The sequence below is a fragment of the Achromobacter sp. E1 genome (genome assembly GCF_037039475.1).
Classification (GTDB): Bacteria; Pseudomonadota; Gammaproteobacteria; order Burkholderiales; family Burkholderiaceae_B; genus Achromobacter; species Achromobacter mucicolens.
On record NZ_CP146253.1, the window covers coordinates 2,169,993 to 2,196,432 of the forward strand.

Here is a 26,440-nt window from a genome sequence, read left to right on the forward strand (position 1 = left end):
GGATTCAGGCGGCCTTCGCGGCGGCGGGGCGCACCAGCCATTCGCCGGCGGCCATCATACCCATCAGTACGTAGCTGGCGCAGCCGTTGTAGGCGACCCACCAGCTCCACGGCGCCCAGGCCGCCAGCGCGGCGGCGGTCGCGCCGTTCAAGGCGAAAAACACGCACCAGGCGCGGGTCACGTTGCGGGTGTAGCGCACGCCCTCGGGCGGCAGATTGGGGTGGGGCAGGCGCGCCAGGCGTTCCACCACGGGCGGTCCGGCGCGCAGGCTCATGCCGAAAATGGCCAGCATCATGGCGTTGACCAGCACGGGATACCAGCGCAGCCAGCTCTCGGAATTGGTTACCGCCAGGATCAGGCAGAAGACCAGTGCGGCGGCGGGCAGCAGCTTGTCGCCGGGCTGCGCGGCGCGCGCGGTCAGGCCGCGGGCCAGCCACAACAGCGCCAGCGGCAAGGCCAGCCAGGCGGCGTTCACGCGTCCCAGCATCGCGTACACGACGAAGGGGTAAGCCACTGCGGCGGCGGCCAAGGCGGCCGCAACGCCACGGTTCATGCGGCCGGGTCCTGCTTTTGCCACATGGCCTGCACGACGTCTTCGACGGTGCGGACCGTGCGGAAGTCGTTGGCGTCCAGCTTGCGGCCCGTCTGGCGGCGCACGTGGTCGATGAGGTCGATCGCGTCGATGCTGTCGATTTCCAGATCGGTGTACAAATGCGCGTCGGGCGTGATCCGTTCCGGTTCGATTTCGAACAGTTCGACGAGGGCGCCGCGCAGCGTGTTGAAGATTTCGTCGCGGGTGTGCATGGTGACTCCGTATGCGTCAGTCGCGGCGTTGCGCAGTGACAAATGCCGCCAGGCTGGCAATGCTGGCGAAATGCTCGCGCATGTTGCGCGTTTCGGGATCGATGGTGATGGCGTAACGCTTTTGCAGCGCCAGGCCCAGTTCCAGCGCGTCGACCGAATCCAGGCCCAGTCCGTCTCCGAACAGGGCGGCTTCGCGGTCGATGTCGTCGGGCGTGATGTCTTCGAGCCCGAGGGACTCGATGACGAGCGTCTTGAGCTCAAGTTCCAGTTGATTCATCCAGCTTTGACTCCACTTGCGCCGCCGTGGGCGGCGGCGCGTTCATTGGGGCGCCTTGCGGCGCCTGCGGCGCCAGCTTGGCTTCGAAATAGGCGTGCAGGTAGGCATTCATCTTGCGGCCGGCGATTGGCAGCGGATGCGCCTGGCTCCAGGTCGCCGGGTCGATGTCTTCACCGACCTCGATGACATAGCGCATGCGCGAGGGCGGAATCCGGTACCAGGGCTCGCCCTTGGTGAGGCTGCGCGGATTCATCCGGATCACGACCGGCGTCACGACCTGCGCGCCGCGCAGCGCAATGGCGCATGCGCCGCGATGAAACTGCGGCATGGCGTCCGGCGGCGTGCGCGTGCCTTCCGGAAAGACGATCAGCGTTTCGCCATTGCGCAGCACATCAGCCGCGCGGTCGAACATGTCGAAGCTTTCGTCATTGGTGATGTATCCGGCATTGGCCACGGGGCCGCGGGTGAAGGGATTCGTGGCAAGGCCATGCTTGACGATGCAGTTGGCGTTCTTGACGTGCCCGACCAGGAACACCACATCCAGCAGCGACGGGTGGTTGGCAAGAATCATCTGGCCCGGCCGGCCCAGGCGGTCGGCGCCCTTGAATTCCACGGTCAGGATGCCCACGCGCACCATGAACCGGATGAACAGCCTGAAGGTGCCATTCAATGCCCAGCGGGCCCGGCGTTGGCGGTCCTGGCGGTCGCCCGGCAGCAGGCGCTGGGGCGGAAACACCATCAGGCGCAGCAGCACGCCGCCCACCCCGAACATGGTGAAGGCCATGCCGGTGGCGACCAGGCGCCAAAGCCAGAAATCTTGACGAACTTGAGCCGGGGAGGTCATGCGTTACGTGTCCAGGTCCATTGGCGGCTGCGGTTGGCGTGCCGCCAGCTTCGGGTCTGCAGCGTCAGGTGGCGAACCAGATTCAGCGGATTGGGCCAGACTTGCGGCGGCGCATCGTGGTCGCCAGCCGGACCCATCGAGAGCGCCCAGTCCGTGCCCGGGCACAGGCGGAAGGCGGCGGCGTAGGAAAACGGCGCGTCGCCCACCCAGGGCGCGTACGGGGGCGGCGGCACTTCCTCGGCCAGCACCACCAGCACGTTGTCATGCCCCTGGCCGAACAGCAGCGCGGCTTCGAGGAAGGCGTGCTCCAGGCCGTCGTCCTCGACGGACAGCGCCACGGACTCGGCCGTTTCGCGGCGTATGATCGACCATTGCGCGGCTATCGCGTTGTGAACCGACAGGCCAAATGCCGTGGGCGACAGCGGCTCGTCGGCCGCCAGCGACTCAAGCAGTCCGAAGTTGCGCGTGGTTTCTCCGTGCCGCGAGGCGAATACGAACGGCATGTCCGGGTATCCGTCGGCAAGCGGCCACGCGCACGCAAACACCCCGCGAGCCAGAGGGCTGAGGCGGCGGCGCTGCATGGGGGGCAAGAAGTCGAGGCGGGCGGCGGCCTGATCTCCGAGGGGGCAATACGGGTGTTCCGCCCAGTGCTGCCAACTGCTCGGGTCTTGAAATCCTGGTGTCCAACCTTGCCAATGCGCGATGGAGAACGTCAACATAGCGCGCGATTCTACTATGGCAAACTCGGCTCAAACTGTTTTGAATAGTTACACATCACACAAATTGGCTTAGATTTCTCGCATTATTTTCTAAATAGTTACTTTCTCCGTTGGATATTCAGGAACTTTTAATCTGGTGGGCGGATCAAAGCGCCGCCTCTCTATATAGCCCCGAGCAGCTCTCCGCCGAAGACGCTGCCCGAGCGGCTGCGATCCGCAGCGGCAAGGCGCTGCGCGACTGGAAGGCCAGCCGCGCGCTGTTGCATGACGTGCGCAGCCGCCAGCCCGATTTCCGCCCGGCCTCGCTCAGCCACAGCAACGGCCACGCCATCGTGGCCACCGCCCCGGCCGGCTGGAAAGTCGGCGCCGACCTCGAGGCAATCTCGCCGCGCGACGTGCAGGGGCTGGCCCAGTGGGTGTGTTCGTCCGCCGAACGCGATCTGTTGGCGGGGCTGCCCGACGAGGCGCGCCTGCTCCGCTTCTACCAGCTATGGACATTGAAAGAGGCCTTCATCAAGGCCGCCAGCCTGGATTTTCCGGCTGACATGGCATCGGTGGGCTTGGGTCCGGCGCCGTCCGGTTTGGCGCTGCGCCCGCCGCCGGGACGCTGGCGGGCCTGCTCCTATCGGGTGGGCGCCGGCTGGATGGCCTCGGTGGTGTGGCAGGCCCCAGAAGGATCAGCAGGGGACGTGGCGCAACCCGTGTGGACCGGCGCGGCCGGCTGTCAGCTGCCGGATGTCCTGATACAAGGTTGTTGGCTGCCCGATACGACTTGAAACCGCCCTGACGTTTCGCCGCTCGCATTTAAAGATGTATTATGAATATATGTTTAAAGGCGATCCTGTTCGCCATTCAAGGAGCAGTTGATGTTGAGCCCCCAAATCCGCGAGCTGGTCAAAGCCACGGCCCCCGTCCTGAAGGTCCATGGCGTTGCCTTGACCAAGCACTTTTACGCGCGCATGTTCCAGCACAACCCGGAACTCAAGCACGTGTTCAACCAGGCCCACCAGGCGGGCGGCGCGCAGCAGCACGCGCTGGCCGGCGCGGTCACCGCCTATGCCGAGCACATCGACGATCCCTCGGTGCTGATGCCGGTGGTGACGCGGATCGTGCACAAGCACGTCAGCCTGGGCATCCGGCCCGAGCACTACGCCATCGTGGGCAAGCATCTGCTGGCTTCCATTCGTGAGGTGCTGGGCGAAGCCGCCACCGACGAACTGGTGGACGCGTGGGCGGCGGCGTACGGCCAACTGGCCGACCTGCTGATCGCCGAAGAGGCCCGCCTGTATGCGGAATCGGCCAACAAGCCCGGCGGCTGGACCGGCTGGCGCGCGTTCCGCGTCGTGGGCAAGCAGCCCGAAAGCGCCGAAATCACCTCGTTCTACCTCGCCCCGGCCGACGGCGGCACGGTCCCGGCTTACCGGCCCGGCCAGTATGTGTCCGTGCGCGTGTTCGTGCCGGAACTGGGCCTGATGCAGCCGCGCCAATACAGCCTGTCGGACGCGCCCGGCCAGGATCGCCTGCGCATCTCCGTCAAGCGCGAGCCGGCCGGCGACCAGACGCCGGCGGGCCGCGTGTCCAACGCGCTGCATGACCGCCTGGAAGAAGGCGGCGTGCTGGACGTCGCGCCGCCGCAGGGCGATTTCCACCTGCGCGAGGATGGCGATGCGCCCGTCGTGCTGCTGAGTGGCGGCGTGGGTCTGACGCCCATGGTGTCGATCCTCAACCATCTGGTGCATGCCAATGACGCGCGCCAGATCCGCTTCGTGCACGGTTGCCGCAATCGTTCGGTGCACGCCATGCGCGACCACGTGAACGACATCGCGGCAAAGCGCGCCAACGTGCGCAAGGCGGTGTTCTACGAAGAGGTGGGCCACGGCGACCAGGCCGGCCGCGACTACGATCACCAGGGGCGCGTCGATCTGCACGCCATTCGCGACGAGGCCATCGTGCCGGGCGCGGACTACTACTTGTGTGGCCCGGCGGCCTTCATGCGTGCGCAGCGCGAGGCGTTGCTGGGGCTGGGCGTGACCGAAGACCGCATCCACGCCGAAGCCTTCGGCACCGGCGGCGTCGCCGGCTGACCGGTGTATCCTGGCGGCCCGACGTTTCCGGGCCGCCCGGTCCACATGTCCTGTCCACCATGCAACTGAACCGTTTCACCGACTTCGGCCTGCGCGTCCTGATGTATCTGACGCAATGCCGCGACCGGTCCGCCGCCGTCACGATCCCCGAGATCGCTGACCGCTTTGGCCTGTCGCGCAATCATCTGGTCAAGGTCGTGCATTTCATGTCGCAGCGCGGCTGGGTCAGCACCACGCGCGGCAAGGGGGGCGGGCTGAGCCTTGCCCGCCCCGCCACGGAATACCGCGTCGGCGATCTGGTGCGCGAACTCGAACAGCAGGGTCCCCTCATCGACTGCCGCGAACCCCCGTGCGCGCTGGACGGCGTGTGCCGGCTGTCGGGCGTGCTGGCGCAGACGCTGCAGGCCTTCTACGACACCCTCAATGGCTACACGCTGGCCGATCTGGTCCGGGAACCGACTGCCGCCGCGATCATCAAGCTGCACCGCGTCGCCTGAATCGGGGACATGATGTTTGGTTATGGCCCCTGCGGCGTTTGGCATTTGCCGGCGCGGGGGCGGCCGTTACAGAATGGCCGTGTTCGCGGTCTACTTGGATAACGGTATGCGCGTTTGCGTAATTGGCGCCGGCGTCGTCGGTGTGACGTCGGCCTATTTCCTGGCGCGCCAGGGTCATGACGTGGTGCTGGTCGACAGCCAGCCCCGCCCGGCGGAAGTCTCCAGCTATGCCAATGGCGGTCAGCTCAGCTACAGCTATGTGGCGCCGCTGGCCGGGCCCGGCGTGCTGCCCAGCGTGCCGGGCTGGCTGCTGCGCCATGATTCGCCGCTGCGGTTCCGGCCCCGCCTGGACCCGCATCAGTGGCGCTGGTGCCTGCAATTTGCGCTGGCCTGCCGCGCCTCGGTCGCCAAGGCGTCCACCGCCCAGATGCTGACGCTGTCCTACCTCAGCCGCGATGTCATGCACTCGCTGCTGGAACAGGAAGACCTGGCGTTCGGCCACCTGAAGAACGGCAAGCTCATCGCCTACCGCAGCCCCGACCTGCTGGAAAAGGCGCGCGCGCTGGTGGCGTACCAGGCGGCGCACGGCGCGGACCAGCAGGTGCTCGATGCCGCCCAGACCGTGGCGCGCGAACCGGCGCTGGCCGGCATGGGCGCCAGCCTGGCGGGCGCCATCTATACCCCCAGCGAGGAAGCCGGCGACTGCCGCCAGTTCACCGAAGCGCTGTTCGACCGCCTGCAAGGCCTGGGAAACGTGCAGTGCGCCATGTCCAACCCGGTGTCCGGCCTGCAGCGCGAAGGCCGCCGCATCGTCGCGGTCAACACGCGCGACGGCGACATCGGCGCCGACGCCGTCGTGCTGGCCACGGGCATCGGCACCCGCGCTTTGCTTGGGCCCCTGGGCCACGACGTGCCGCTGTACCCCCTGAAGGGTTACAGCCTGACCGTGCCGCTGGCAGACGACGACACCGTGGCGCCGCGCATCAGCGTGACCGACTACGAACGGCGCATCGTCTACGCCCGTGTCGGCGGCGTGCTGCGGATCGCGGCCATGGTGGACATCGGCAGCAACAACGCCGACATCGACCCCGCTCGCGTCGGCCTGCTGAAAAAACAGGTGCTCGAAGCTTTCCCGCAACTGGACCTGCGCCAGGCTATTCCGTGGGCGGGCCTGCGCCCGGCCACGCCCACCGGAAAGCCGCTGATCGGCCGCAGCCCGGCAGCCGACAATCTGTGGCTGAACGTGGGGCAGGGAGCGCTGGGGTTTACCTTGGCCTGCGGCAGCGCGGCGTTGCTGACGGCGCAAATGGGCGGCCTGGAGCTGCCGCTGGATCCGGCGCCGTTCAAGCCCTGAATCCTGAACCCCGACGCGTGAACCGGGCGCCAGCTAGGTCAATGTCCATTTTGCGATAGCGTGTGCCTTTTCGTCGGCAGACGGGCTGGCGCAGGCTCAATAGGATGGCGGTCACTCCTTCGCGGCACCGCATTCCGGCGGATGCGAAGGAGCCGATCCCTCCTTCGAGCTCCTGACCATGTCCTATCTGTTTCCGTTGTTCGCCATCCTGTTCTGGGCGGGCAACGTCATCGTCTCCAAGATGGCCGCCAGCGCCATCTCTCCCACCGCCATCACCTTCTACCGCCTGCTGCTGGCGCTGTTCCTCATGGGGCTGTTCACGGCCCGTCCCGCGTGGCGCAATCGCAGGGTCATCCTGCGGCACTGGCCGAAGCTGGCGCTGTACGGCGCGCTGTCGTCGGCGGTTTTCCAGGCGCTGTCGTACCGGGCGGCCGAAACCACCACCGCCACCAACATGGCCATCCTGACGGCGCTGATTCCGCTGCTCAGCATGCTGGGCAGCGTCGTGATCCTGCGCGATCCGCCGACGCTCGGCATGGCCGCGGGCGGGGCGTTGTCGTTCCTGGGACTGTTGTATCTGGTGGGGCAGGGCGACATGCTGAGCGTGTTCCAGCATGGCGTGCATGTGGGCGACGGCCTGATGCTGCTGGCCGCGTTGTCGTACGCGCTGTACGGCGTGCTGCTGCGCCACTGGAAGGTGCCGGTGCCCGCCTGGCAGTCCACCTTCGTGCAGTCGATTTTTGCGCTGATCTATATGCTTCCGCTCTACCTGCGGGTGCCGGCCGCCCAGGCCGCGCTGGACACCAATACCATTCCGCTGATCCTGTACGCCGGCATTTTCTCGTCGGTGCTGCTGTCGTATCTGTGGATCGAAGGCGTGCACCGCTTGGGCCCGAACCGCTGCAGCATCTTCATCAACCTGCTGCCGCTCTTTACCGCGCTGGCCGCTTTCGTGATGCTGCGCGAGCACCTGCAGCGCTATCACGTCCTGGGCGGCGCGGTCACGCTGGCGGGCGTGCTGCTGGCGCAGACCGTGCAGCGGCCGCTGTTTGTCGCCGGGCGCGCGCTGGCGGCCGGCAAGGCGTAGCCCCCGCTGTTCACGGGCGTTCAAGACAGGCGCTTGCCGCCGACGCATAGTGGCCGCTTTGCGCGGTGAGGCGATGAGCATTTTTCAAAAGACCACAATTGCGCTGGCCCGGAGCCCGGCGGTCGGCCAGGCGATGCGGGCGATGGCCGCCCGGACATCGCTGGCGCGCCGGTTCGTCGGCGGCGCCGGCGTGGACGAAGCCGTGCGCACCGCCGTGAGACTGCGCGAGGCGCACGGCATCCGCGCGTCGCTCTTCTATCTGGGCGAGTACGTGGCGGATCGCGCCGGCATCGACCACAACGTCGGGCAAGCCATCGACGCCTGCCGGGCGTTGGCGGGCGCGGGCCTGGACGTGCATGTCTCCGTCGACCCCACGGCCATCGGCTACATGCACGCCGACGCGCTGGGCGAGGAAAACGCGCGCCGTATCGGCAGGGCGGTGCAGGCCGTCTCGGGCACGGGGCGGGACTGGCTGGTGCTGGACATGGAAGATTCCGGCATCCGCGACCGCACGTGCGCGCTGCACCGGACACTGCTGGCCGAGGGCCTGCCGGCGGGCCTTACGCTGCAGGCGCGGCGCCGGCGCACGCCCGAGGATCTGGCCTGGGCGATCCGGCAGCGCACATCGCTGCGGCTGGTGAAAGGCGCCTTCCCCGAGCGTGCGCTGGACCACGCCGGGCGCGCGCGCATCGACCAGGCCTATCTGGACGCGGCGTCCATCATGTTGTCACGCGAGGCCCGCGAATCGGGCTTTTACCCGGTGTTCGGCACGCACGACGACCGGCTGGCCGGGGCCATCGTCGATCTGGCGCGCGAGCGCGGCTGGCCCGCCGAGGGATTTGAATTCGAAATGCTCTACGGCGTGCGTCCGGACTGGCAGATTGCGCTGCGCGGATTGGGCTATAACGTCAGGGTTTATCTTCCGTTCGGCGCGGACTGGTGGCCGTATGCCATCCGCCGCGTCGGCGAAAATCCTCGCAATGCGTGGCTCCTGGCCCGTTCGCTGACATCGGACGGGCATTACTTCGGATAGCCGCGACTGGCTGGCGCAACATGGCGGTTTCTCAACACATCTGGCATTGCGGCGCGGGGCTGCCCGGCGACGTCCTGATCGCGGACCTGCGCGCCTACCGGTACGCGCCGCATTTTCACGACGCCTGGTCCATCGGCGCCATCGAGCATGGCCGGTGCGACTTCGCCGTGCAGGGCGAGGCCCACGCCGCCTGCGCGGGCGAACTGGTGGTGATCGCGCCGGGACAGGTGCACACGGGCGGCACGGCCGCCGGACCGCTCGCGTATCGCATAGCGTACATCGATCCGGCCTGGTTCCAGGACCACGCTCGCGCGCTGCATGCGCAGGGCGCGCGGCTGGCGGGACCGGTGATCGCGGATGCCGCCCTGTGCGCGCAATGGCTGGAGGCGTTGACGCCCGACGAAATCGCGCCCGCCGAACGCAGCGCACGCCTGTCCGCGGCCCTGTTCGGCACGCTGGCCGCGCACGGCAAGGCGCTGGTGGAAAGCGGGACGCCCGCAGCCGGTATGCCCGAAGCCGGTACGCCCGCAGCCGGCATGCCCGCAACACCTCCCTCCGATGACCTATCCGCCATCACCGACGTCTGCGCCATGCTGCACGCGCGCATGGCCGCGGATCCGTCCTGCGCGCCCGACCTGCAAGCGCTGGCGCAGGCGCAGGATCGTCATCGGACCACGCTGGTCAAGCAGTTTGCGCGGCGTTACGGATTACCGCCGCAGGCGTGGCTGCGCAACTGGCGCGTGGCGCGCGCGCGGGTGCTGCTGCGCGGCGGCTTGCCGTTGGCGGACGCGGCGCAGGCGGTGGGTTTTGCCGATCAGGCGCACCTGACGCGGGTGTTCAAGCAGGTTTACGGCAGTCCGCCCGGCGTGCTGGTGAGAGCCGGTGCCGGCGGCTCCCAGACGTTGTGACTGCGGGGCGTTTCGAGCCGGTAATCCGAATATTTGCGTGTGAAGAATTCCGCGCCCAGCGCCTGCGCGGCGGCCAGCGGGCGCCGCGGATCCAGCGCCACCTCGCCGCGCCGGTTGCCCGCGCCGTGCACATATCCCACGAAGTCGGAATGCGTGTAGCGCGCAAACTCCTGCACCTGATGCACGATGCCCAGCGCCGCGCCGGGATAGGTCTCTTCGGACGCCACAGTCAGTCCGAGCCGCTTGCCGGCCATGCGGGTCTTGACACGTTCGGGTTCGGGGCCGGAACCCGCGTAGTGGCTGAAAGATCGGTCAAAGAACGCCTTGGTCTGCGCCGACATTCCATACCAGTAGATCGGCGTGCAGAACAGCACGCCATCTGCCGGCAGGAAATGGTCCAGGAAAAGTTCGGCGTACCGGTCGGCGGGCGGTTTGGCATGGCGCAGATCGGGCAGCAGGCCCTGGATGTAGTCATCCAGGAAAAATAGGGAGGCCGAAATGCCAGCCGCCTGCGCGCCCTGGCGCGCGGCGTGGGCCAACGCCGCGCTGTTGCCATTGCGGCGCGGGCTGCCCACCAGGATCAGCAGTCGCTGTTTTGGGTGATTTGAGTTCATTCTTGGCTCCTTGGTGAAATGCTGGGACTACATTCGGATAGGTAATCCTGATCTCCAGACAGGGCCGCGACAACTGACGATTCCTTCACTAAGATGAATCCTGTTCATCCCAGGAATCGCCCATGTTCGCCACGCTACCCGTCACTGCGCTGCGCACGTTCGAAGCCGCCGCGCGGCTGCGCAGTTTCAAGCTGGCCGCGGCCGAACTGTCCGTCACCCCGACGGCGGTGTCGCATCAGGTCAAGGCACTGGAACGCCATGTGGGGTGCGCGCTGTTCGATCGCGTTCCGCGCGGCGTGCGGCTGACCGACCAGGGGGCGCGCCTCTTTGCCGGCGTGCATGGCGCGTTGCTGGACGTGGCGCAGACGCTGGACGCCCTGCGGCCCGCGCCGGAATCCGGCGCGCTCACCGTGTCCACGACGCATTCCTTTGCGGCGTTGTGGCTCGTGCCCCGGCTGGGGCGCTTTCACGAGGCCTACCCGCAGTATCAAGTGCGTCTGGATACGTCGCCCGACCCCGTGGACCTGCTTAAGGACGCCAGCGTGGACGTCGCCATCCGCTACAGCCGGGCGCGCTATCCCGCATTGCACGCGGCCTGCGCGCTGCCCGAATGGTTCGGGGTATACGGCGCGCCGGCGCAGGTTGCCCGTGCGGGCCGGCGGGCGCCGGCCCTGGTGACGGTGCGCTGGCGCGACTCGCCTTTATACGAACAGGGGTGGCAGGCGTGGTGCGAAGCCGCCGGCCTGCCGGCATGGAAGCGGCCGGTGGCAGAGCACGCCTACACCGAGGAACACTACGCGCTGCAGGCCGCCATTGCCGGGCAGGGCTTGGTGCTGGCCAGTTCGGTGATGGTGTCCGACAGCGTGGCCGCAGGCACGCTCGCGCCTTATCGGCCCGAGGTCCGGGTGCCGGGCGCGGCCTACACTGCGCTGTGCGCGCCGGGGCGCGAGCGTCATCCGCCCGTCAAGGCATTCCTGGCATGGTTGCGCAAGGCCTTCCAAGGCTAGTGGCCGGCCGCGCGCGGCATCCGTGGTGCGCGCACGCGCGGCGGGACAGGAGGCGCACGAGCGGGTACATTGACGTCGCCGCCCGTGTGCGGCGTTCGCGTTTTCAGACTACGGAGTGCGCCCCGCCGTGAACCGATTCCATGAAATGACGGTATTTCTTGCGGTTGCCGACGCGGGCGGCTTTGCCGCGGCAGCGCGCCGGCTGGAGATGTCCGCGCCCAGCGTCACGCGCAGCGTCGCCGCGCTGGAACGCCGCCTGGGCGCCTTGCTGCTGGTGCGCACGACGCGCAGCCTGCGCCTGACCGAGGCCGGCCAGCGCTACGCCGCCGATTGCCGCCGCATTCTCGACGAGGTCGAGCAGGCCGATGACGCCGCGGCGGGCGCGATGGCGGTGCCGCGCGGCGCGCTGTCCATCACCGCGCCCGCGCTGTTCGGCGAGCTGCACGTGATGCCGGCGGTGCTGGGCTATCTGCGCGGGCATCGCCAGGTGTCGCTGCGCGCGCTGCTGGTGGACCGCGTGGTGAACCTGGTGGACGAGGACATCGACGTGGCCGTGCGCATCGGCGCGCTGCCGGACTCGTCGCTGACGGCGGTGCCGGTGGGCCACGTGCGCCGGGTGGTGTGCGCCGCGCCGGGATTCCTGAGCGCCCATGGCGAGCCGGCCGACCCCGAATCGCTGCATCGCTTCTGCACCATCACCGCGGCCATGGAAGGCCGCGGGCCGCAATGGCGCTTCCTGCAGGACGGCCAGAGCCTTCGCTTGAACATGCAGTCGCAATTGACCGTCACCTCGTTCCAGGCGGCCGTGGCGGCTGCCCGGGAAGGCTGGGGCCTGACCCAGGTGATGTCCTATCAGGTGGCCCCGCACCTGGCCAGCGGCGCCTTGCAGGTGGTGCTGCGCGACTTCGAGATGCCGCCCGTGCCCGTCCACCTGGTGTATCCGGAAGGGCGGAAAAGCTCGGCCAAGGTGCGCAGCTTTGTCGATTTCTGTGTCGAGGCGCTGCGCCGCGACCTGGCGGCGCTGCCGGCCTGACCGGTTTATTTCATTTCCGGCAAGAGTGTCTTGCCGGCGCCGGCCGTTCTCCATTGGCGCGGGCAGGCTCAAGATGGTGGCTCGAATCCACCTGAGAGCCTCCGATGCCATCCACCTCCTCGCAATCCGCCCCGGCGCAAGCCGCCGCTCCGCTCAAGTTCTATAGCTTCGCGCTTTCCGGCCACGCGCATCGTGTCGCGCTGATGCTGTCGCTGCTGGACGTGCCGCACCAACGCATCGACGTGGATCTGCGTCAGCGTGAGCAGAAGCGTCCCGAATTCCTGGCGCTCAACGCCTTTGGCCAGGTGCCCGTCATCGACGACAACGGCGTGGTGGTGGCCGACTCGACCGCCATCCTGGTGTACCTGGCCAAGCGCTACGGCGGCGGGGCCTGGCTGCCCGAGGATGCGGCGGGCGCTGCGGCCGTGCAGCGCTGGTTGTCGGTGGCGTCCGGGCCGCTGGCGGGCGGTCCGGCGTCGGCGCGCCTGGTGACGCTGTTTGGCGCGCCGCTGGATGTCGACGCCACGTTGGCGCGCGCGCATGCGCTGCTTGCCGTGATGGAAAGCGAACTTGCGCAGCGTGACTTCCTGGCCGGCAGCGAGCCCACCATCGCCGATGTGGCCTGCTATGCCTACGTGGCGCATGCGCCTGAAGGCAACGTGTCGCTGGCGGACTATCCGCGGATCCGCGCGTGGCTGAGCCGCATCGAGAACCTGCCGCGCTTCGTTCCCATGGAATCGTCGCCGGTGGGCCTGCTGGCCGCCTGATTCCCGCCAATCGACCGCGAGGACATTGCCATGAACCTCCCCGAAAACACCATGCCGTCGCCCTGGCACGCGGGTGAATTGCAACTGCAAGCGCACGCGGGCGTTGCCGCGCGCATGGACATGGTCGGCCGCAAGGTCATCCGCGACTACATGCCCGATCAACACCGCGAATTCTTCGCGCAGTTGCCGTTCGTGGTGGCCGGCGCGGTCGACGACCACTGCGATCCCTGGGCCGGCATCCTGGAAGGGCAGCCGGGCTTTGCCGTGTCGCCGGACCCGCACACGTTGCGCATCGCCGCCATGCCGGACGCGGATGACCCGTTGCGCGCGGGAATGGGACTGGGCAAGCCGGTGGGATTGCTGGGTATCGAACTGCACACCCGCCGGCGCAACCGCATGAACGGCCGCATTGCGGCGTGGGACGGCAAGCGCTTTGACGTGGCGGTGGCGCAGTCGTTTGGCAACTGTCCGCAGTACATCCAGTCTCGCGATTTTTTCTTTGCGCGTTCGCCGTCGCTGCGCTTTGCCGGCGCGCCGCAGGAGCGCGCGGGGCTGGACGACGCGGCGCGCGCCCTGATCTCGGTGTCCGACACCTTCTTTGTGGCCAGCTATGCCGACCGTGATGAAAGCGTGGGCGGACGCGCCGTCGATGTCTCGCACCGGGGCGGCAAGCCCGGCTTCGTGCGGGTGGATGGCGACGTGCTGACCATTCCGGACTTCTCGGGCAACCGGTTCTTCAACACGCTGGGCAATCTGGCCGCCAATCCCGTCGCGGGGCTGCTGTTCATCGACTTCGAACGCGGCGACGTGCTGCAACTGACGGGAAGGGCGGAGGTGATTCTGGACAGCCCGGAAATCTCGGCCTTTGAGGGTGCCGAACGCCTGTGGCGCGTGCATGTGCGCCGGGTGGTCAGGCGGCCTGGCGCGCTGGCCTTGCGCTGGCGCTTCGATGCCTGGTCGCCCACGGCATTGGCGACAGGGCGGTGGCCTGCCGCGGCCTAGCGGCTGTCTTGCGTCACCTTGCGCACGACCGTGTCGCCGGGGCGCAGCGGCCGGCCGTCCTGCGCGCGGATCTCCATGCGTTGCACCGGCTGGCCGCGCTGGCGATCGATCAACGTCGAGTGCGCCTCGTCCGGCCCGAAGTAGTGGTCCTCGCCCCATTGGCGCAACCCGACGATCACCGGAAACAGCGCCTCGCCTTTTTCCGTCAGCACGTATTCCTGATACGCGCTGCCGTCTGACGCCGGGGCGACGGCCAGGATGCCGTGCGCGACCAGCGTGCGCAGCCGGTCGCTCAGGATGTTCTTTGCCATGCCCAGATTCTTCTGGAATTCGCCAAACCGGCGCAGGCCGTCGAAGGCGTCCCGCACGATAAGCAGCGACCACCAGTCGCCAATGGCGTCGAGCGAGCGCGCGACCGGACAGGCGGCGCCTTCAAGGCTGGTGCGTTTGACCATGCGGATTCTTTGCGCAGGCTGAGGGTGAAGTTGGTTGCATTATAAAACCTCATGAACTAGCATTCTGGTTTCGTTATAAAACCAGATAAATCATGATGCCAACCGCTCGATCCCGCGCGCCGGGATACGACGAGACACCCTCGATGCCGCCCGCGCTGGTGCTGCTGCTGGCTGCGGCCTGCGCGCTGAGCGTTGCCAATGTCTATTACGCACAGCCGCTGCTTGATGCGATCGGCCACGAATTCCGCATGGACGAGGGCGCGGTGGGCATCGTAGTCACCGCCACGCAGTTGGGCTGCGCGCTCGCGCTGTTCTTCGTGGTGCCGCTAGGCGACCTGCTGGACCGGCGGCGACTGATGCTGGCGCAGCTGGCACTGCTGGTGCTGGCTCTGGCGGCGGTGGCGGCTTCGGCAAGTTCGCCCTGGCTGCTGGCCGGCATGGTGGCGTTGGGCTTGCTGGGCACGGCGATGACGCAGGGCCTGCTTGCGCTGTCCGCGGCCCTGGCCGCATCGGCGGAGCGCGGGCGCGTGGTGGGCGCGGCGCAGGGCGGGGTGGTGATCGGCCTGTTGCTGGCCCGCACGCTGGCCGGCGCCCTGGCGGATCTGTGGGGCTGGCGCGCGGTCTACGTGGTGTCGGCCTGCCTTTCGGCGGTGCTGGCGCTGTTGCTGGCCCGCTGGCTGCCGCGGCGGCGCCTGCCCGTGGCCGGGCTGGGTTATGGCGCGTTGCTGCGCTCGGTCTTCACGCTTCTCGCGACCGAACGCGTGCTGCGGGTGCGCGGCATGATCGCGCTCTTGATGTTTGCCGCGTTCGGCGCGTTCTGGACGGCGCTGGTGCTGCCGCTGAGCGCGCCGCCGCATTCGCTGTCGCACACGGCGGTGGGGGCATTCGGATTGGTGGGCGTCGCGGGCGTGCTGATGGCGGCGCGCGCCGGCCGACTGGCCGACGCCGGGCACGGCCAGCGCACCACCGCGCTGGGCTTGGCCCTGCTGTGCGTGGCCTGGATTCCCATTGCCTTGCTGGACCACAGCCTGTGGCTGCTTGCACTGGGCGTGCTGGTGCTGGACCTGGCTGCGCAGGCGCTGCATGTGACCAACCAGGCCATGATCTTCAGCATCAGCGCGCAGGCGCACAGCCGCCTGGTCGCGGGCTACATGATGTTCTACGCCGTGGGCAGCGGCCTGGGCTCCATTGCCGCGACGGCCGTGTACGCGCGCGCCGGGTGGCTGGGCGTTTGCGCGTTGGGCGCGGGAATCAGTGTGGCGGCGTTGGTGTTCTGGGCGGCGACGGCGCCGCGCGCCAACTGTGCAAGGCAGGGGCGGGCGCGCGCCTGACGGCGCGCGCGCCCGCTTGCCGTGTTACGGCTGAACCTCGTACTCCGCCGTGCCCAGCACCACCGCCGCCAGGCCCGGCGCCTGCGTCAGCTTGTGCAGCGCAAAGCATTGCGCGGTGGCGATCTTGGCGTTGTGGAAGTCCGGGTCTTCGGCCTGCAGGTCAAGGCTGGCCAGCAGCGCGCGGGCCATCTGCCAGCCGGCGAAGGTCGTGCCCGCCAGCAGCAGGTAGGGCACCGCCGCGCCAAAGACCGCGTTGGGATTGCCGGCCGCGTTGGCAAGAATGAACTCGACCGCGCTGGCCAGCGCTTCGCGGGCCTCGCGCAGCAGCTTGAGCATGCGGGCGGCGGCGGGCTCGCTGCGGGCTTGCAGGTCGGCCTCGGTCTGGCGGACCGCGTCCAGCAAGGCGCGCGCCACGGCGCCGCCGTCGCGCAGCGTCTTGCGGCCGACCAGGTCGTTGGCCTGGATGGCGGTCGTGCCTTCATAGATGGTCAGGATGCGCGCGTCGCGGTAGTACTGCGCCGCGCCGGTCTCTTCGATGAAGCCCATGCCGCCGTGCACCTGCACGCCCAGGCTGGCCACGTCGATCGACATTTCGGTGCACCAGCCCTTGACGATCGGCACCAGGAATTCCTGGATCGCCAAGTGGCGCTTGCGCTCGTCCGCATCCGGGCTGGCATGCGCCAGGTCTGCATGGCCCGCCGTGACGTAGGCCAGCGCGCGGCCGGCTTCGGTCAGGGCGCGCATGGTGCCCAGCATGCGGCGCACGTCCGGATGCTGGATGATGGGCACCGCCTCGCGCGACGAGCCGTCCACGGGGCGGCTCTGCACGCGGTCGGCGGCGTACGCCACCGCATGCTGGTAGGCGCGGTCGGCGATGGCGATGCCTTGCACGCCGACGGCATAACGCGCGGCGTTCATCATGATGAACATGGCGTCCAGGCCGCGGTTCTCCTGGCCGACCAGGTAGCCCAGCGCGCCGCCGCCGTCGCCGAACTGAAGCGTGCAGGTGGGGCTGGCCTTGATGCCCAGCTTGTGCTCGATGGACACGCAGGCCACGTCGTTGCGCGCACCCAAAGAGCCGTCTTCGTTGACCAGGAACTTGGGCACCAGGAAGAGCGAAATGCCCTTCACGCCGTCGGGCGCGTCCGGCAGGCGGGCCAGGACCAGATGCAGGATGTTCTCGGCCAGGTCGTGCTCGCCGTAGGTGATGAAGATCTTGGTGCCGGACAGGCGGTAGGTGCCATCGCCCATCGGCTGGGCGCGCGTGCGGATCATGGCCAGGTCCGAACCGGCCTGGGGCTCGGTCAGGTTCATGGTGCCGGTCCATTGGCCGGAAATCATGGGGCCGATGAAGCGCTCGCGCAATTCGGGCGAGCCGGCTGTCATCAGGGCCTCGATGGCGCCGTTGGTCAAGAGCGGGCACAGCGCGAACGACAGATTCGCGGCGTTCAGCATTTCAGAGCACGGCGAGCCGATCAGGCCGGGCAGCCCCTGGCCGCCGTATTCGGCGGGGTGGGCCAGGCCTTGCCAGCCGGCGTCGGCGTATTTGCGAAAGGCCTCTTTGAACCCCGGGGCGGTGGTCACCGCGCCGTCGTGCCAGGCGCTGGGTTCGCGGTCGGCCGGATGGTTCAGGGGCGCCAGCACTTCCGCGGCGAAGTGGGCGGATTCTTCCAGCACGGCCTGGGCGGTGTCGGGCGTGGCCTCCTCGAAACCGGGCTGGGCGGCCACCTGCGGCAGGCCGGCCAGATGGTTCAACACGAACAGCATGTCTTTCACGGGGGCTTGGTACGTCATGGCGTAGGCGCTCCTGGTTTTATGGAATTAGCGGATCAGGCGGGCTTGCCGGGGTCGGCCACGTCGATGGCGGACGTGGCGCCGACGGCGGCGCGCAGCTCGAATTTCTGGATCTTGCCGGTGGAGGTCTTGGGCAGTTCACCGAAGCGCACCGCGCGCGGCACCTTGAAGCCCGACAACAGCAGCTTGCAGTGCGCGATGATTTCCTCGGCGGTGGCGGTGCAGCCGGGCTTGAGCTCGACGAAGGCGCAGGGCGTCTCGCCCCATTTGGGATCCGGCATCGCCACGACGGCCACGGCCGCCACGGCGGGATGCCGGTAGAGCGCGTCCTCGACCTCGATGCTGGAGATGTTCTCGCCGCCCGAGATGATGATGTCCTTGCTGCGGTCCTTGATGCGGACGTAGCCGTCGGCCGTCATCACGCCCAGGTCGCCGGTGTGGAACCAGCCGCCGGCAAAGGCGTCATCGGTCGCGCGGGCGTTCTTCAGGTAGCCCTTCATGCAGATGTTGCCGCGGAACATGACTTCGCCGATGGTCTGTTCGTCGGGCGGCACCTCCTGCATGGTGTCGGGGTCGCGCACCGAGACGCCGGCCTGCAGGTGATAGCGCACGCCCTGGCGGGCGGTCAGCAACGCGCGGCGCTCGGGGTCCAGCGCGTCCCACGCGTCCTGGTGGGCGCAGACTGCGGCGGGTCCGTAGACTTCGGTCAGGCCGTACACGTGGGTGAGTTCAAAGCCGATCTCGCGCATCTTGTCGATCACGGCCGGCGCGGGCGCGGCGCCCGCCACCATGGTGCGCACGGTGTGGGTGATGCCGGCGCGCAGTTCGGCCGGGGCGTTGGCCAGCGCGCTTTGCACGATGGGCGCGCCGCAGTAGTGCGTGACGCCTTCGTCGCGGATCAGGTCGAACACCGTCTTCGGGTCGAACTTGCGCAGGCAGACGTTGACGCCCGCGCGCGCCGCGATGGTCCAGGCGAAGCACCAGCCATTGCAATGAAAGAGGGGCAGCGTCCACAGGTAGACGGGATGCTTGGGCATGTCCCATTCGAGGATGTTGCTGACCGCGTTCAGGTAGGCGCCGCGGTAGTGGTAGACCACGCCTTTCGGATCGCCCGTGGTGCCGGACGTGTAGTTCAGCGCGATGGCGTCCCATTCGTCGGCGGGCGGCTTCCAGTCGTAGGTGGCGGGCGCGGCCGCCAGGAAGTCCTCGTAGTCGGTGGCGCCCGGCAGCGTGGCGGGAGCGCTTTCCAGGTCGTGCACCGAAATGATCTTCAGGTGCGGGAATTCGGCGCGGGCGCGCTGGGCGACGTCGGCGTATTCGGTGTCGACGATCAGCGCCCGGGCTTCGCCGTGGCCCAGCATGAACAGCACGCTGGGCGCGTCCAGGCGGGTGTTCAGGGTGTTCAGCACGGCGCCCAGCATGGGCACGCCAAAGTGCGCCTCGACCATGGCGGGAATGTTGGGCAGCATGACGGCGACCGTTTCGCCGCGCTGGATGCCGGCCTGGGCCAGGGCGCCGGCCAGGCGCTGGGCGCGTTCATAGGTCTGCCCCCAAGTCCGGCGGACCTTGCCGTGGACGATGGCCAGCCGCTGGCCATAGACTTGCGCCGCCCGGGCAATGAAATCCACGGGGGTCAGGGCTTCGTAGTTGGCCTCGCGGCGTTCAAGGCCGTGATCGAACATGCCGGTCATGCTTGTCTCCAATGGGGCGGGTTGACCCCTTATCAAGTCCGCGGGGTGTTGATCCCCGTCGCTTGCCCTAGCTTATGGCCGGCTGGAAAATGGCGTCTGTCGCCTGCATGACAGACCCCCGGCCGGTTGCGCATTCCTCAAGTTTTACACGGTTCTTCCCATGTCCGATGTTTCAAACACAGTTTCCGCCGACGAACTGCCTGCGCTGTTTCGCGCCTGTACGTGGTTCGGGGCGCTGGATGCGCGGCACCAGGCGCTGGTGCTGGCGACCTCGCGCGCGGAACACGTGGCCAGCGGCGCATGGATTGCGCGGCGCAACGCGCCGTCGGACTACTGGCTGGGCGTCAGCCAAGGACTGCTCAAGCTGGCCATCTACAACGAATCCGGCCGCAGCTGCACGTTCTCGGGCGTGCCGCCGGGCGGCTGGTTCGGCGAGGGCAGCGTCATCAAGCGCGAGCTGCGCAAATACGATGTCGTGGCCATCCAGCCGTCGCTGGTGATGATGGTGCCCACCGCGACATTCCACGCGCTGCTGTCGGCCAGCCTGCCGTTTTCGCACTTTGTCATCGGCCAGTTGAATGACCGCATGGGCGAGTTCATCGCGTCCATCCAGAACCACCGTTTGCTGGATGCCGACGCGCGCGTGGCGCAATCGCTGGCCCAGCTGTTCAATCCGCAGCTGTATCCGTCCACCGATCTGACGCTGGCGATTTCGCAGGAAGAACTGGGTTACCTGACCGGGCTGTCGCGCCAGCGGGTCAACCAGGCGCTGCAGACGCTGGCCGACCAGGGCATCCTGGCGCTCGCCTACAACCAGATCAAGGTGCTGGACCTGTCGCGCTTGCGCCAGTACGGGCTGGATCAGATCTGACCGCCGTCAGGCGGCCGGGCCGCCTAGCGCACGGTCCAGCGCGGCGCGCGCCAGCACGCGGGTCGAGTCCAGCGTCGGCAGGACGCAGTTGCCATCGTTCAGCACCAGCGGCAGTTCGGTGCAGCCCAGCACGACTGCGTCGCATCCGTCGTCCTTCATTCGTTGGACGATGCCTTGCAGCCGGGACACCGAGGCCGGCTCGAAGACGCCATAGACCAGCTCGTCCATGATGATGCGGCCCAGCAGCCGGCGGTCGTTCTGCCCCGGCCGCGCATATGCCAGGCCGCGGGCACTGAAGGCTGCGGGGTAGACGTCGCTGTCCACCAGCCAGTGCGTGCCCAGGATGCCCACGCGCCGGTAGCCGCGCGCCGCCGCGACGGTGGCGACTTCCTGGGCGATGTGCAGCCACGGGCGCGGCGAGTCCGCCATGACGCCGCCGAACGCCTGATGGATGGTGTTGTCCGGGCAGATCAGAAAGTCGGCGCCCGCGCGGGCCAGCTTGCTGGCCGACGAAAGCATCAGGGCGGCCACGCCGTCCAGGTCGCGGGCATCCAGGCAGGCCACGTAGTCCGCCAGCGAATGCGTGTGCAGCGAGATCTCGGGATGCGCATGCGGGCCCATGCGCTGCGCGCCTTCGGCGCACAGGGTGCGGTAGCAAAGCGCGGCGCCTTCGGCGGAGCAGGCGACGATGCCAATGTGCAGCGGCGTGGCGTTCATCCAGGCGATTCCTTCTGTAAGGGTCCAATGGACCAGATGGCGGGCGGATCGGGGTCAAATTCACCATGCGAGGGTTGTTTATACCCGCAATCGCGATAGTAAAAAACACCACAAAGAATCCAACCTGTTGATTCTGCGTGGTTTTTTTCTGGCACGGATTTCGCATGAGGACACGTACCCAACCAACCGCAACACAGGAGGGCGTTCCCATCATGGGTCCGTATCGGAAATTATGGTTCACGTTGATCGCCGTGGTGGCGATCACATTTGCACTGCTCGGGTTTTACGGCGGCGAGGTCTACCGCCAGGCGCCGCCGATCCCCGGGCATGTGGTGACGTCCGACGGCCGCGCGCTGTTCGGGCGCGAAGACATCCTGGATGGGCAGACCGCCTGGCAGTCCGTGGGCGGCATGCAGCTCGGTTCGATCTGGGGCCACGGCGCTTACCAGGCGCCCGACTGGACGGCCGACTGGCTGCACCGCGAGCTGATGGCCTGGCTGGACCTGGCCGCGCGCGACGAGCACGGCCAGGCCTACGCCGACCTGTCCAAACCGCAGCAGGCCGCGCTGCGCGAAACGCTCAAGGCCGAGTACCGCGCAAATCGCAGCGACGCCGCGACCGACACGCTGACCATCACGCCGCGCCGCGCCAAGGCCATCGAGCAGACGGCGGCCTATTACGACCAGTTGTTCTCCGATGCGCCGGCCCTGCAAGGCAGCCGCGAGAGCTTCGCCATGAAGGAAAACACGCTGCCGGACGCCACGCGCCGCCAGCAGCTCACGCACTTTTTCTTCTGGACGGCCTGGGCCGCGGCAACCGAACGCGAAGGCAAGCCGGTCACGTACACCAACAACTGGCCGCATGAACCGCTGATCGGCAACCAGCCCAGCGCTGAAAACGTCATGTGGTCCATCATCAGCGTCGTCGTGCTGCTGGCAGGCATCGGCTTCCTGGTCTGGGCGTGGGCGTTTCTGCGCGGCCAGGAAGAAGACGAACCGCAACCGCCCGCCCGCGATCCGCTGACCACCTTCGCCCTGACGCCCTCGCAGCGCGCGCTGGGCAAGTACCTGTTCCTGGTCGTGGCGCTGTTCGGATTCCAGGTGCTGCTGGGCGGTTTCACCGCGCACTACACCGTTGAAGGACAGAAGTTCTATGGCATCGACGTCTCTCAGTGGTTCCCGTATTCGCTGGTGCGCACCTGGCACATCCAGAGCGCCCTGTTCTGGATCGCAACCGGGTTCCTGGCCGCCGGCCTGTTCCTGGCGCCGCTGATCAACGGCGGTCGCGATCCCAAGTACCAGAAGGTGGGCGTGGACATCCTGTTCTGGGCGCTGGTGCTGGTCGTGGTCGGCTCGTTTACCGGCAACTACCTGGCCATTGCACAGATCATGCCGCCCGAGCTGAACTTCTGGCTGGGCCATCAAGGCTATGAATACGTCGACCTGGGCCGCCTGTGGCAGATCGGCAAGTTTGCGGGCATCTGCTTCTGGCTGGTGCTGATGCTGCGCGGCATCGTGCCCGCGCTGCGCACGCCGGGCGGCGACAAGAACCTGCTGGCGCTCTTGACGGCATCGGTCGGCGCCATTGGACTCTTCTACGGCGCGGGCTTCTTCTACGGCGAACGCACGCACCTGACCGTCATGGAGTACTGGCGCTGGTGGATCGTCCACCTGTGGGTTGAAGGCTTCTTCGAAGTGTTCGCCACCACCGCGCTCGCGTTCATCTTCTCCACGCTGGGTCTCGTGTCGCGCCGCATGGCAACGACAGCCAGCCTGGCTTCGGCCTCGCTGTTCATGCTGGGTGGCATTCCCGGCACGTTCCACCACCTGTATTTCGCGGGCACCACCACGCCTGTGATGGCGGTGGGCGCCAGCTTCTCGGCGCTGGAAGTGGTGCCGCTGATCGTGCTGGGCTATGAAGCCTGGGAAAACTGGCGCCTGAAGACCCGCGCCGCCTGGATGGACAACCTGAAGTGGCCGCTGATGTGCTTCGTGGCCGTGGCCTTCTGGAACATGCTGGGCGCCGGCGTCTTCGGCTTCATGATCAACCCGCCCATCTCGCTGTACTACATCCAGGGTCTGAACACCACGCCGGTGCACGCGCACGCCGCGCTGTTCGGGGTGTACGGCTTCCTGGCGCTTGGCTTCACGCTGCTGGTCCTGCGCTACATCCGTCCGCAGTACGCGTTGAATCCGGGCCTGATGAAGCTGGCGTTCTGGGGCATGAACATCGGTCTGGCCCTGATGATCTTCACCAGCCTGTTGCCCGTGGGCCTGATCCAGTTCCATGCCAGCGTCAGCGAAGGCATGTGGTACGCCCGCAGCGAAGCCTTCATGCAGCAGGACCTGCTCAAGACCCTGCGCTGGGGCCGCACGTTCGGCGACGTCGTGTTCCTGCTGGGCGCGCTGGCCATGGTCATGCAAGTGATCCTGGGCCTTCTCAGCAGCAAGCCCGCACTGGTCGAACCGCGCCTGACGCCCAAGGCGGCACGCGGCTGACCTGCGCACCTTCGCGACTTTGCGCCAGCGCAACGTTGCGAAGGGGACCTCCCGGTTCAATGGAAGCAAAGCCTGCGCCGGCCCGGCGCAGGCGCTTCGGAGAAACTCCGCATGCGCTTCCTGCCCATTGCCGCAACCGTTGCCGGCGCCATGACATTGTTGTTGATCGCTTGCGGGCCCGCAGACCGGGCCCGCTTTGCGTTGCCTGACCTTACGCGGCTTCCGCCTGGCGAGGTCACGCATCAGCCCCCCGGCGAGGCGCTGCGCAACGGCTATCCCGTCACCCCCGCACCGGTCACCACCCGCCACCCGCGCGGCGTCGCCATCATGACGCGTCAGGTCAGCCAGGCCGAATACGCGGCGTGCGTGGCCGCCGGCGCCTGCAAACCGCTGGACGCGGCGCACCGCAAGGACGCGTCGGCCGATCTGCCCGCCACCGGCATCAGCTGGTCCGACGCGACGGCCTACGCCGCGTGGCTATCGGGTTCGACCGGCCAGCGCTATCGCTTGCCGCGCTACGCCGAATGGATCTACGCGGCCGGCGAGGCCTATCGCGAAGAATCGCCGCCTGCCGCCTTGCAAGACAACGGTCAGGCGCCCAACGACCCCGCGCAGCGCTGGCTGGCGGAATACGAACAGGAAATCCGCCGCGGCAAGCAGGGCGCCGACATCGACGTGCGGCCGTTTGGCCAGTATGGCGCCAACGCGGCCGGCCTGAAGGACATGGCGGGCAGCGTGTGGGACTGGACGTCCGATTGCCACTCGCGCCGCGTGCTGGACGCGGCGCCGGACGCTGCCGAAGACGCGGACCTGAGCCGCAACTGCGGCATACGCGTCGCGGCCGGACGGCATATTGCGTACCTGCCTGATTTCATCCGCGATCCCAAGAACGGCGCGTGTTCGGTCGGCGTGCCGCCCGCGAACCTGGGGATGCGGCTGGTATTGGAAGAGGGCTAGTGGCCTGTTGCCGGTGACCCGTTGCGGCAAGACAGGCACGATGCGCAGTCCATGGCCGGCTGCGCGTTCTGCGACAGGCTGGCCAGGGCGGCGGGCGAGCGAAGCACGATGCGCTTGCGGCCGCTGCTGACGATGCCGCGCTGCTTCCAGTCGCTGAGCAGCCGGCTGACGGTGTGCAGCGTGGTGCCGGTCATTTCGGCGACGTCCTGCCGCGTGATCGGAAAGCTGATGCCGATGCCGTCGTGCATGGGCTGCCCCGATTGCTGCACCAGCCGCAGGATGGCGCGCGCCACGCGCTGTTCGACTTCGTCGGTGGACAGTTCCTGGATGCGCAGGTGCGCATCCTGCAGCCGTTGTCCCATGGTCTGCAGCGCAATCGCGCCCAATTGCGGATGGCTGCCCATGAAGCCTTCCCAGGCCGACGCCGGCCACGCCAGACACACGCTTTCCTGCACGGCCAGCACGCTGGCGGGGTAACAGGACTGCCGCATCGCGCAAGCCAGGCCAAACATATCGCCCGGATTGACATATCTCACGACAACTTGATCGCCTTCCGATGTAATTTGTGTCACCTTGAGGCAGCCGTGCAGCAACACGAAGAAATGGGCGCCTTCGGCGCCTTGCCGGTAGGCGGCTTCGCCGGCTTCAAGGCGGCAGGGAACGGCGTCCTTGAGCGCGACATCTAGCTGCGCATCGGACAAGGGCCTGAACAGATCCAGGTTGCGCAGCAGGGCATGGCATAAAGGCGATGGCATGGCGGTCCGCGTGTGGACGTGGAGGGATTTTCCACGGATCGATGGTGACACCTGAGGGGCACCATGACAACTTGCGGGCGGCCGCAGGGTTATCCCGAATTTGCGCTACAGCAAAGAACGCGATCGCTCGCGGTTCTTCAATGGAGGTGCCGACAGACTCGGCTTTGAAGAAACCGAAAGAGGAGTAGCACATGAACGCGTTGCGCCCCACCTTGCTTGCCGCCGCCCTGATGTTCTCGATGGCGGGTGGCCTGGCTTCCGCCCAGAACGCAGACACGCTGCCGCGCGCCAAGGTCACGCTGGTCGCCCCGCCGTTGGTTCACCCGCATGAGCAGGTGGCCAAGTCGGGACCCAAGGTTGTCGAATTCACCATGACCATCGAAGAAAAGAAGATGGTCATCGACAGCAAGGGCACCACGCTGCAGGCCATGACATTCAACGGATCCATGCCCGGCCCCACGATGGTCGTGCACGAGGGCGATTACGTGGAATTGACCCTGGTCAATCCCAAGTCCAATGCGATGCCGCACAACGTCGACTTCCACGCCGCCACGGGCGCCTTGGGCGGCGCCAAGCTCACCAACGTGAACCCCGGCGAACAAGCCACCATGCGCTTCAAGGCCGACCGCGCAGGCACCTTCGTCTATCACTGCGCGCCGGAAGGCATGGTGCCGTGGCATGTGGTGTCCGGCATGAGCGGCACGATCATGGTGTTGCCGCGCGAAGGCCTGAAGGACCCGCAAGGCAAGCCGCTCAAGTACGACCGCGTCTACACCATCGGCGAGTTCGACCTGTACATCCCCAAGGACGCCAACGGCAAGTACAAAGACTACGCGACCCTCGCTGAAAGTTATGGCGACACCGTGGAAGTCATGCGCAAGCTGACCCCGTCGCACATCGTCTTCAACGGCAAGGTTGGCGCCCTGACCGGCGACAACGCGCTTACCGCCAAGGTCGGCGAAACCGTGCTGCTGATCCATTCGCAAGCCAATCGCGACACGCGGCCCCACCTGATCGGCGGCCACGGCGACTGGGTCTGGGAAACCGGCAAGTTCAACAATCCGCCCGAAAAGGACCTGGAAACCTGGTTCATCCGTGGCGGTTCGGCTGGCGCGGCGCTGTACACGTTCAAGCAGCCGGGCGTGTATGCCTACCTGAACCACAACCTGATCGAAGCCTTCGAACTGGGCGCGGCCGGGCACATCAAGGTCGAGGGTAAGTGGAACGACGACCTGATGAAGCAGATCAAGGCGCCGGGCCCCATCCCGCAGTAATGCCCAGACGGCAGGGCGCGCGCCGCGCGGCCTGCCGGTTTGCTATCAACCCCACGCCTGGAATTGC

Annotated in this window: 27 protein-coding genes; 16 read left to right on the forward strand and 11 right to left on the reverse strand. The window is 67.5% G+C overall.

What is annotated here, in order from left to right:
- Positions 1-4: 4 nt before the first annotated feature.
- The 5 genes from V6V88_RS09940 to V6V88_RS09960 are packed head-to-tail and all read right to left on the reverse strand — an operon-like array spanning position 5 to position 2,644.
- Entirely contained in the window at positions 5-553 is a 549-nt protein-coding gene (locus V6V88_RS09940; RefSeq protein ID WP_223575172.1) for a hypothetical protein, read from the reverse strand.
- Complete coding sequence (locus tag V6V88_RS09945; RefSeq protein WP_056316019.1) at positions 550-804, reverse strand: acyl carrier protein; 255 nt, start codon at positions 802-804, stop codon at positions 550-552. The genes V6V88_RS09940 and V6V88_RS09945 overlap by 4 nt, the downstream gene beginning before the upstream one ends.
- A 16-nt stretch (positions 805-820) precedes the next feature.
- A complete protein-coding gene (locus tag V6V88_RS09950; protein WP_056316022.1) occupies positions 821-1,081 on the reverse strand; it encodes a phosphopantetheine-binding protein in 261 nt (86 codons plus the stop codon).
- On the reverse strand, positions 1,062-1,925 hold the full coding sequence (locus tag V6V88_RS09955; protein ID WP_152384001.1) for a lysophospholipid acyltransferase family protein: 864 nt from the start codon (positions 1,923-1,925) through the stop codon (positions 1,062-1,064). The genes V6V88_RS09950 and V6V88_RS09955 overlap by 20 nt, the downstream gene beginning before the upstream one ends.
- Complete coding sequence (locus V6V88_RS09960) at positions 1,922-2,644, reverse strand: beta-ketoacyl synthase chain length factor (protein ID WP_338619132.1); 723 nt, start codon at positions 2,642-2,644, stop codon at positions 1,922-1,924. Before V6V88_RS09960 ends, V6V88_RS09955 begins: the two co-directional genes overlap by 4 nt.
- Before the next feature lie 110 nt (positions 2,645-2,754).
- Between V6V88_RS09960 and V6V88_RS09965 the strand changes: the two genes are divergently transcribed.
- The 7 genes from V6V88_RS09965 (at position 2,755) to V6V88_RS09995 (ending at position 9,607) form a co-directional block, all read left to right on the forward strand.
- Positions 2,755-3,420 carry a 4'-phosphopantetheinyl transferase superfamily protein gene (locus V6V88_RS09965; protein ID WP_338619135.1) on the forward strand — a complete coding sequence of 222 codons (666 nt, stop codon included), beginning with the start codon at positions 2,755-2,757 and terminating at the stop codon, positions 3,418-3,420.
- Between the two features lie 90 nt (positions 3,421-3,510).
- A complete protein-coding gene (hmpA, locus tag V6V88_RS09970) occupies positions 3,511-4,728 on the forward strand; it encodes an NO-inducible flavohemoprotein (RefSeq protein ID WP_062841836.1) in 1,218 nt (405 codons plus the stop codon).
- Between the two features lie 59 nt (positions 4,729-4,787).
- The gene (locus V6V88_RS09975) at positions 4,788-5,225 is read left to right on the forward strand and encodes an Rrf2 family transcriptional regulator (RefSeq protein WP_056316034.1); all 438 of its coding nucleotides are present in this window, start codon (positions 4,788-4,790) and stop codon (positions 5,223-5,225) included.
- Between the two features lie 106 nt (positions 5,226-5,331).
- Entirely contained in the window at positions 5,332-6,579 is a 1,248-nt protein-coding gene (locus V6V88_RS09980; protein ID WP_056316037.1) for a D-amino acid dehydrogenase, read from the forward strand.
- A gap of 178 nt (positions 6,580-6,757) precedes the next feature.
- Positions 6,758-7,666 carry a DMT family transporter gene (locus V6V88_RS09985; protein ID WP_338619140.1) on the forward strand — a complete coding sequence of 303 codons (909 nt, stop codon included), beginning with the start codon at positions 6,758-6,760 and terminating at the stop codon, positions 7,664-7,666.
- Between the two features lie 73 nt (positions 7,667-7,739).
- Complete coding sequence (locus tag V6V88_RS09990) at positions 7,740-8,699, forward strand: proline dehydrogenase family protein (protein ID WP_338619141.1); 960 nt, start codon at positions 7,740-7,742, stop codon at positions 8,697-8,699.
- 20 nt (positions 8,700-8,719) lie between these two features.
- Positions 8,720-9,607, forward strand: coding sequence for a helix-turn-helix domain-containing protein (locus V6V88_RS09995; RefSeq protein ID WP_338619143.1), 888 nt, complete (start codon positions 8,720-8,722; stop codon positions 9,605-9,607).
- Here V6V88_RS09995 and V6V88_RS10000 read toward each other — a convergent pair.
- Positions 9,547-10,221: an NAD(P)H-dependent oxidoreductase gene (locus V6V88_RS10000; protein WP_062841833.1), complete on the reverse strand. Its 675-nt coding sequence runs from the start codon at positions 10,219-10,221 to the stop codon at positions 9,547-9,549. The two genes, V6V88_RS09995 and V6V88_RS10000, sit on opposite strands and share 61 nt — an antisense overlap.
- A gap of 122 nt (positions 10,222-10,343) precedes the next feature.
- On the opposite strand from V6V88_RS10000, the gene V6V88_RS10005 reads away from it, so the two are divergent.
- The 4 genes from V6V88_RS10005 to V6V88_RS10020 all read left to right on the forward strand — a co-directional run bounded on the left by V6V88_RS10005 (position 10,344) and on the right by V6V88_RS10020 (position 14,030).
- Positions 10,344-11,228 carry a LysR substrate-binding domain-containing protein gene (locus V6V88_RS10005; protein ID WP_062841832.1) on the forward strand — a complete coding sequence of 295 codons (885 nt, stop codon included), beginning with the start codon at positions 10,344-10,346 and terminating at the stop codon, positions 11,226-11,228.
- 127 nt (positions 11,229-11,355) lie between these two features.
- Complete coding sequence (locus tag V6V88_RS10010; protein ID WP_062842078.1) at positions 11,356-12,261, forward strand: LysR family transcriptional regulator; 906 nt, start codon at positions 11,356-11,358, stop codon at positions 12,259-12,261.
- A gap of 104 nt (positions 12,262-12,365) precedes the next feature.
- Entirely contained in the window at positions 12,366-13,028 is a 663-nt protein-coding gene (locus V6V88_RS10015; RefSeq protein WP_253857139.1) for a glutathione S-transferase, read from the forward strand.
- 30 nt (positions 13,029-13,058) lie between these two features.
- Positions 13,059-14,030, forward strand: a complete 972-nt coding sequence (locus V6V88_RS10020; protein WP_062841830.1) for a pyridoxamine 5'-phosphate oxidase family protein — start codon at positions 13,059-13,061, stop codon at positions 14,028-14,030.
- Here V6V88_RS10020 and V6V88_RS10025 read toward each other — a convergent pair.
- The gene (locus V6V88_RS10025; RefSeq protein WP_062841829.1) at positions 14,027-14,485 is read right to left on the reverse strand and encodes a helix-turn-helix domain-containing protein; all 459 of its coding nucleotides are present in this window, start codon (positions 14,483-14,485) and stop codon (positions 14,027-14,029) included. The genes V6V88_RS10020 and V6V88_RS10025 overlap by 4 nt on opposite strands.
- A 95-nt stretch (positions 14,486-14,580) precedes the next feature.
- On the opposite strand from V6V88_RS10025, the gene V6V88_RS10030 reads away from it, so the two are divergent.
- A complete protein-coding gene (locus V6V88_RS10030) occupies positions 14,581-15,816 on the forward strand; it encodes an MFS transporter (RefSeq protein ID WP_338619571.1) in 1,236 nt (411 codons plus the stop codon).
- A 24-nt stretch (positions 15,817-15,840) separates the two neighbouring features.
- Here the strand turns inward: V6V88_RS10030 and V6V88_RS10035 are convergent, their stop codons facing one another.
- Both V6V88_RS10035 and V6V88_RS10040 read right to left on the reverse strand, forming a co-directional pair.
- Entirely contained in the window at positions 15,841-17,610 is a 1,770-nt protein-coding gene (locus V6V88_RS10035) for an acyl-CoA dehydrogenase (RefSeq protein WP_338619148.1), read from the reverse strand.
- A gap of 35 nt (positions 17,611-17,645) precedes the next feature.
- Positions 17,646-19,301, reverse strand: coding sequence for an acyl-CoA synthetase (locus V6V88_RS10040; RefSeq protein ID WP_338619150.1), 1,656 nt, complete (start codon positions 19,299-19,301; stop codon positions 17,646-17,648).
- Between the two features lie 160 nt (positions 19,302-19,461).
- Here V6V88_RS10040 and V6V88_RS10045 point away from each other — a divergent pair, with 160 nt between their 5' ends.
- Positions 19,462-20,172: a Crp/Fnr family transcriptional regulator gene (locus V6V88_RS10045; protein WP_056316086.1), complete on the forward strand. Its 711-nt coding sequence runs from the start codon at positions 19,462-19,464 to the stop codon at positions 20,170-20,172.
- A 6-nt stretch (positions 20,173-20,178) separates the two neighbouring features.
- On the opposite strand, the gene V6V88_RS10050 is transcribed toward V6V88_RS10045, so the two are convergent.
- Positions 20,179-20,889 carry an amino acid racemase gene (locus V6V88_RS10050; protein WP_338619152.1) on the reverse strand — a complete coding sequence of 237 codons (711 nt, stop codon included), beginning with the start codon at positions 20,887-20,889 and terminating at the stop codon, positions 20,179-20,181.
- Positions 20,890-21,101: 212 nt separating this feature from the next.
- Between V6V88_RS10050 and V6V88_RS10055 the strand changes: the two genes are divergently transcribed.
- Together V6V88_RS10055 and V6V88_RS10060 are read left to right on the forward strand one after the other, a co-directional pair.
- The gene (locus V6V88_RS10055; protein ID WP_056316091.1) at positions 21,102-23,387 is read left to right on the forward strand and encodes a nitric-oxide reductase large subunit; all 2,286 of its coding nucleotides are present in this window, start codon (positions 21,102-21,104) and stop codon (positions 23,385-23,387) included.
- Between the two features lie 111 nt (positions 23,388-23,498).
- Complete coding sequence (locus V6V88_RS10060) at positions 23,499-24,344, forward strand: SUMF1/EgtB/PvdO family nonheme iron enzyme (protein WP_338619153.1); 846 nt, start codon at positions 23,499-23,501, stop codon at positions 24,342-24,344.
- Here the strand turns inward: V6V88_RS10060 and V6V88_RS10065 are convergent.
- A complete protein-coding gene (locus tag V6V88_RS10065; protein ID WP_062841823.1) occupies positions 24,341-25,099 on the reverse strand; it encodes a Crp/Fnr family transcriptional regulator in 759 nt (252 codons plus the stop codon). The two genes, V6V88_RS10060 and V6V88_RS10065, sit on opposite strands and share 4 nt — an antisense overlap.
- 191 nt (positions 25,100-25,290) lie before the next feature.
- Here V6V88_RS10065 and nirK point away from each other — a divergent pair, with 191 nt between their 5' ends.
- Entirely contained in the window at positions 25,291-26,373 is a 1,083-nt protein-coding gene (nirK, locus tag V6V88_RS10070) for a copper-containing nitrite reductase (RefSeq protein WP_062841822.1), read from the forward strand.
- Positions 26,374-26,440 lie beyond the last annotated feature (67 nt).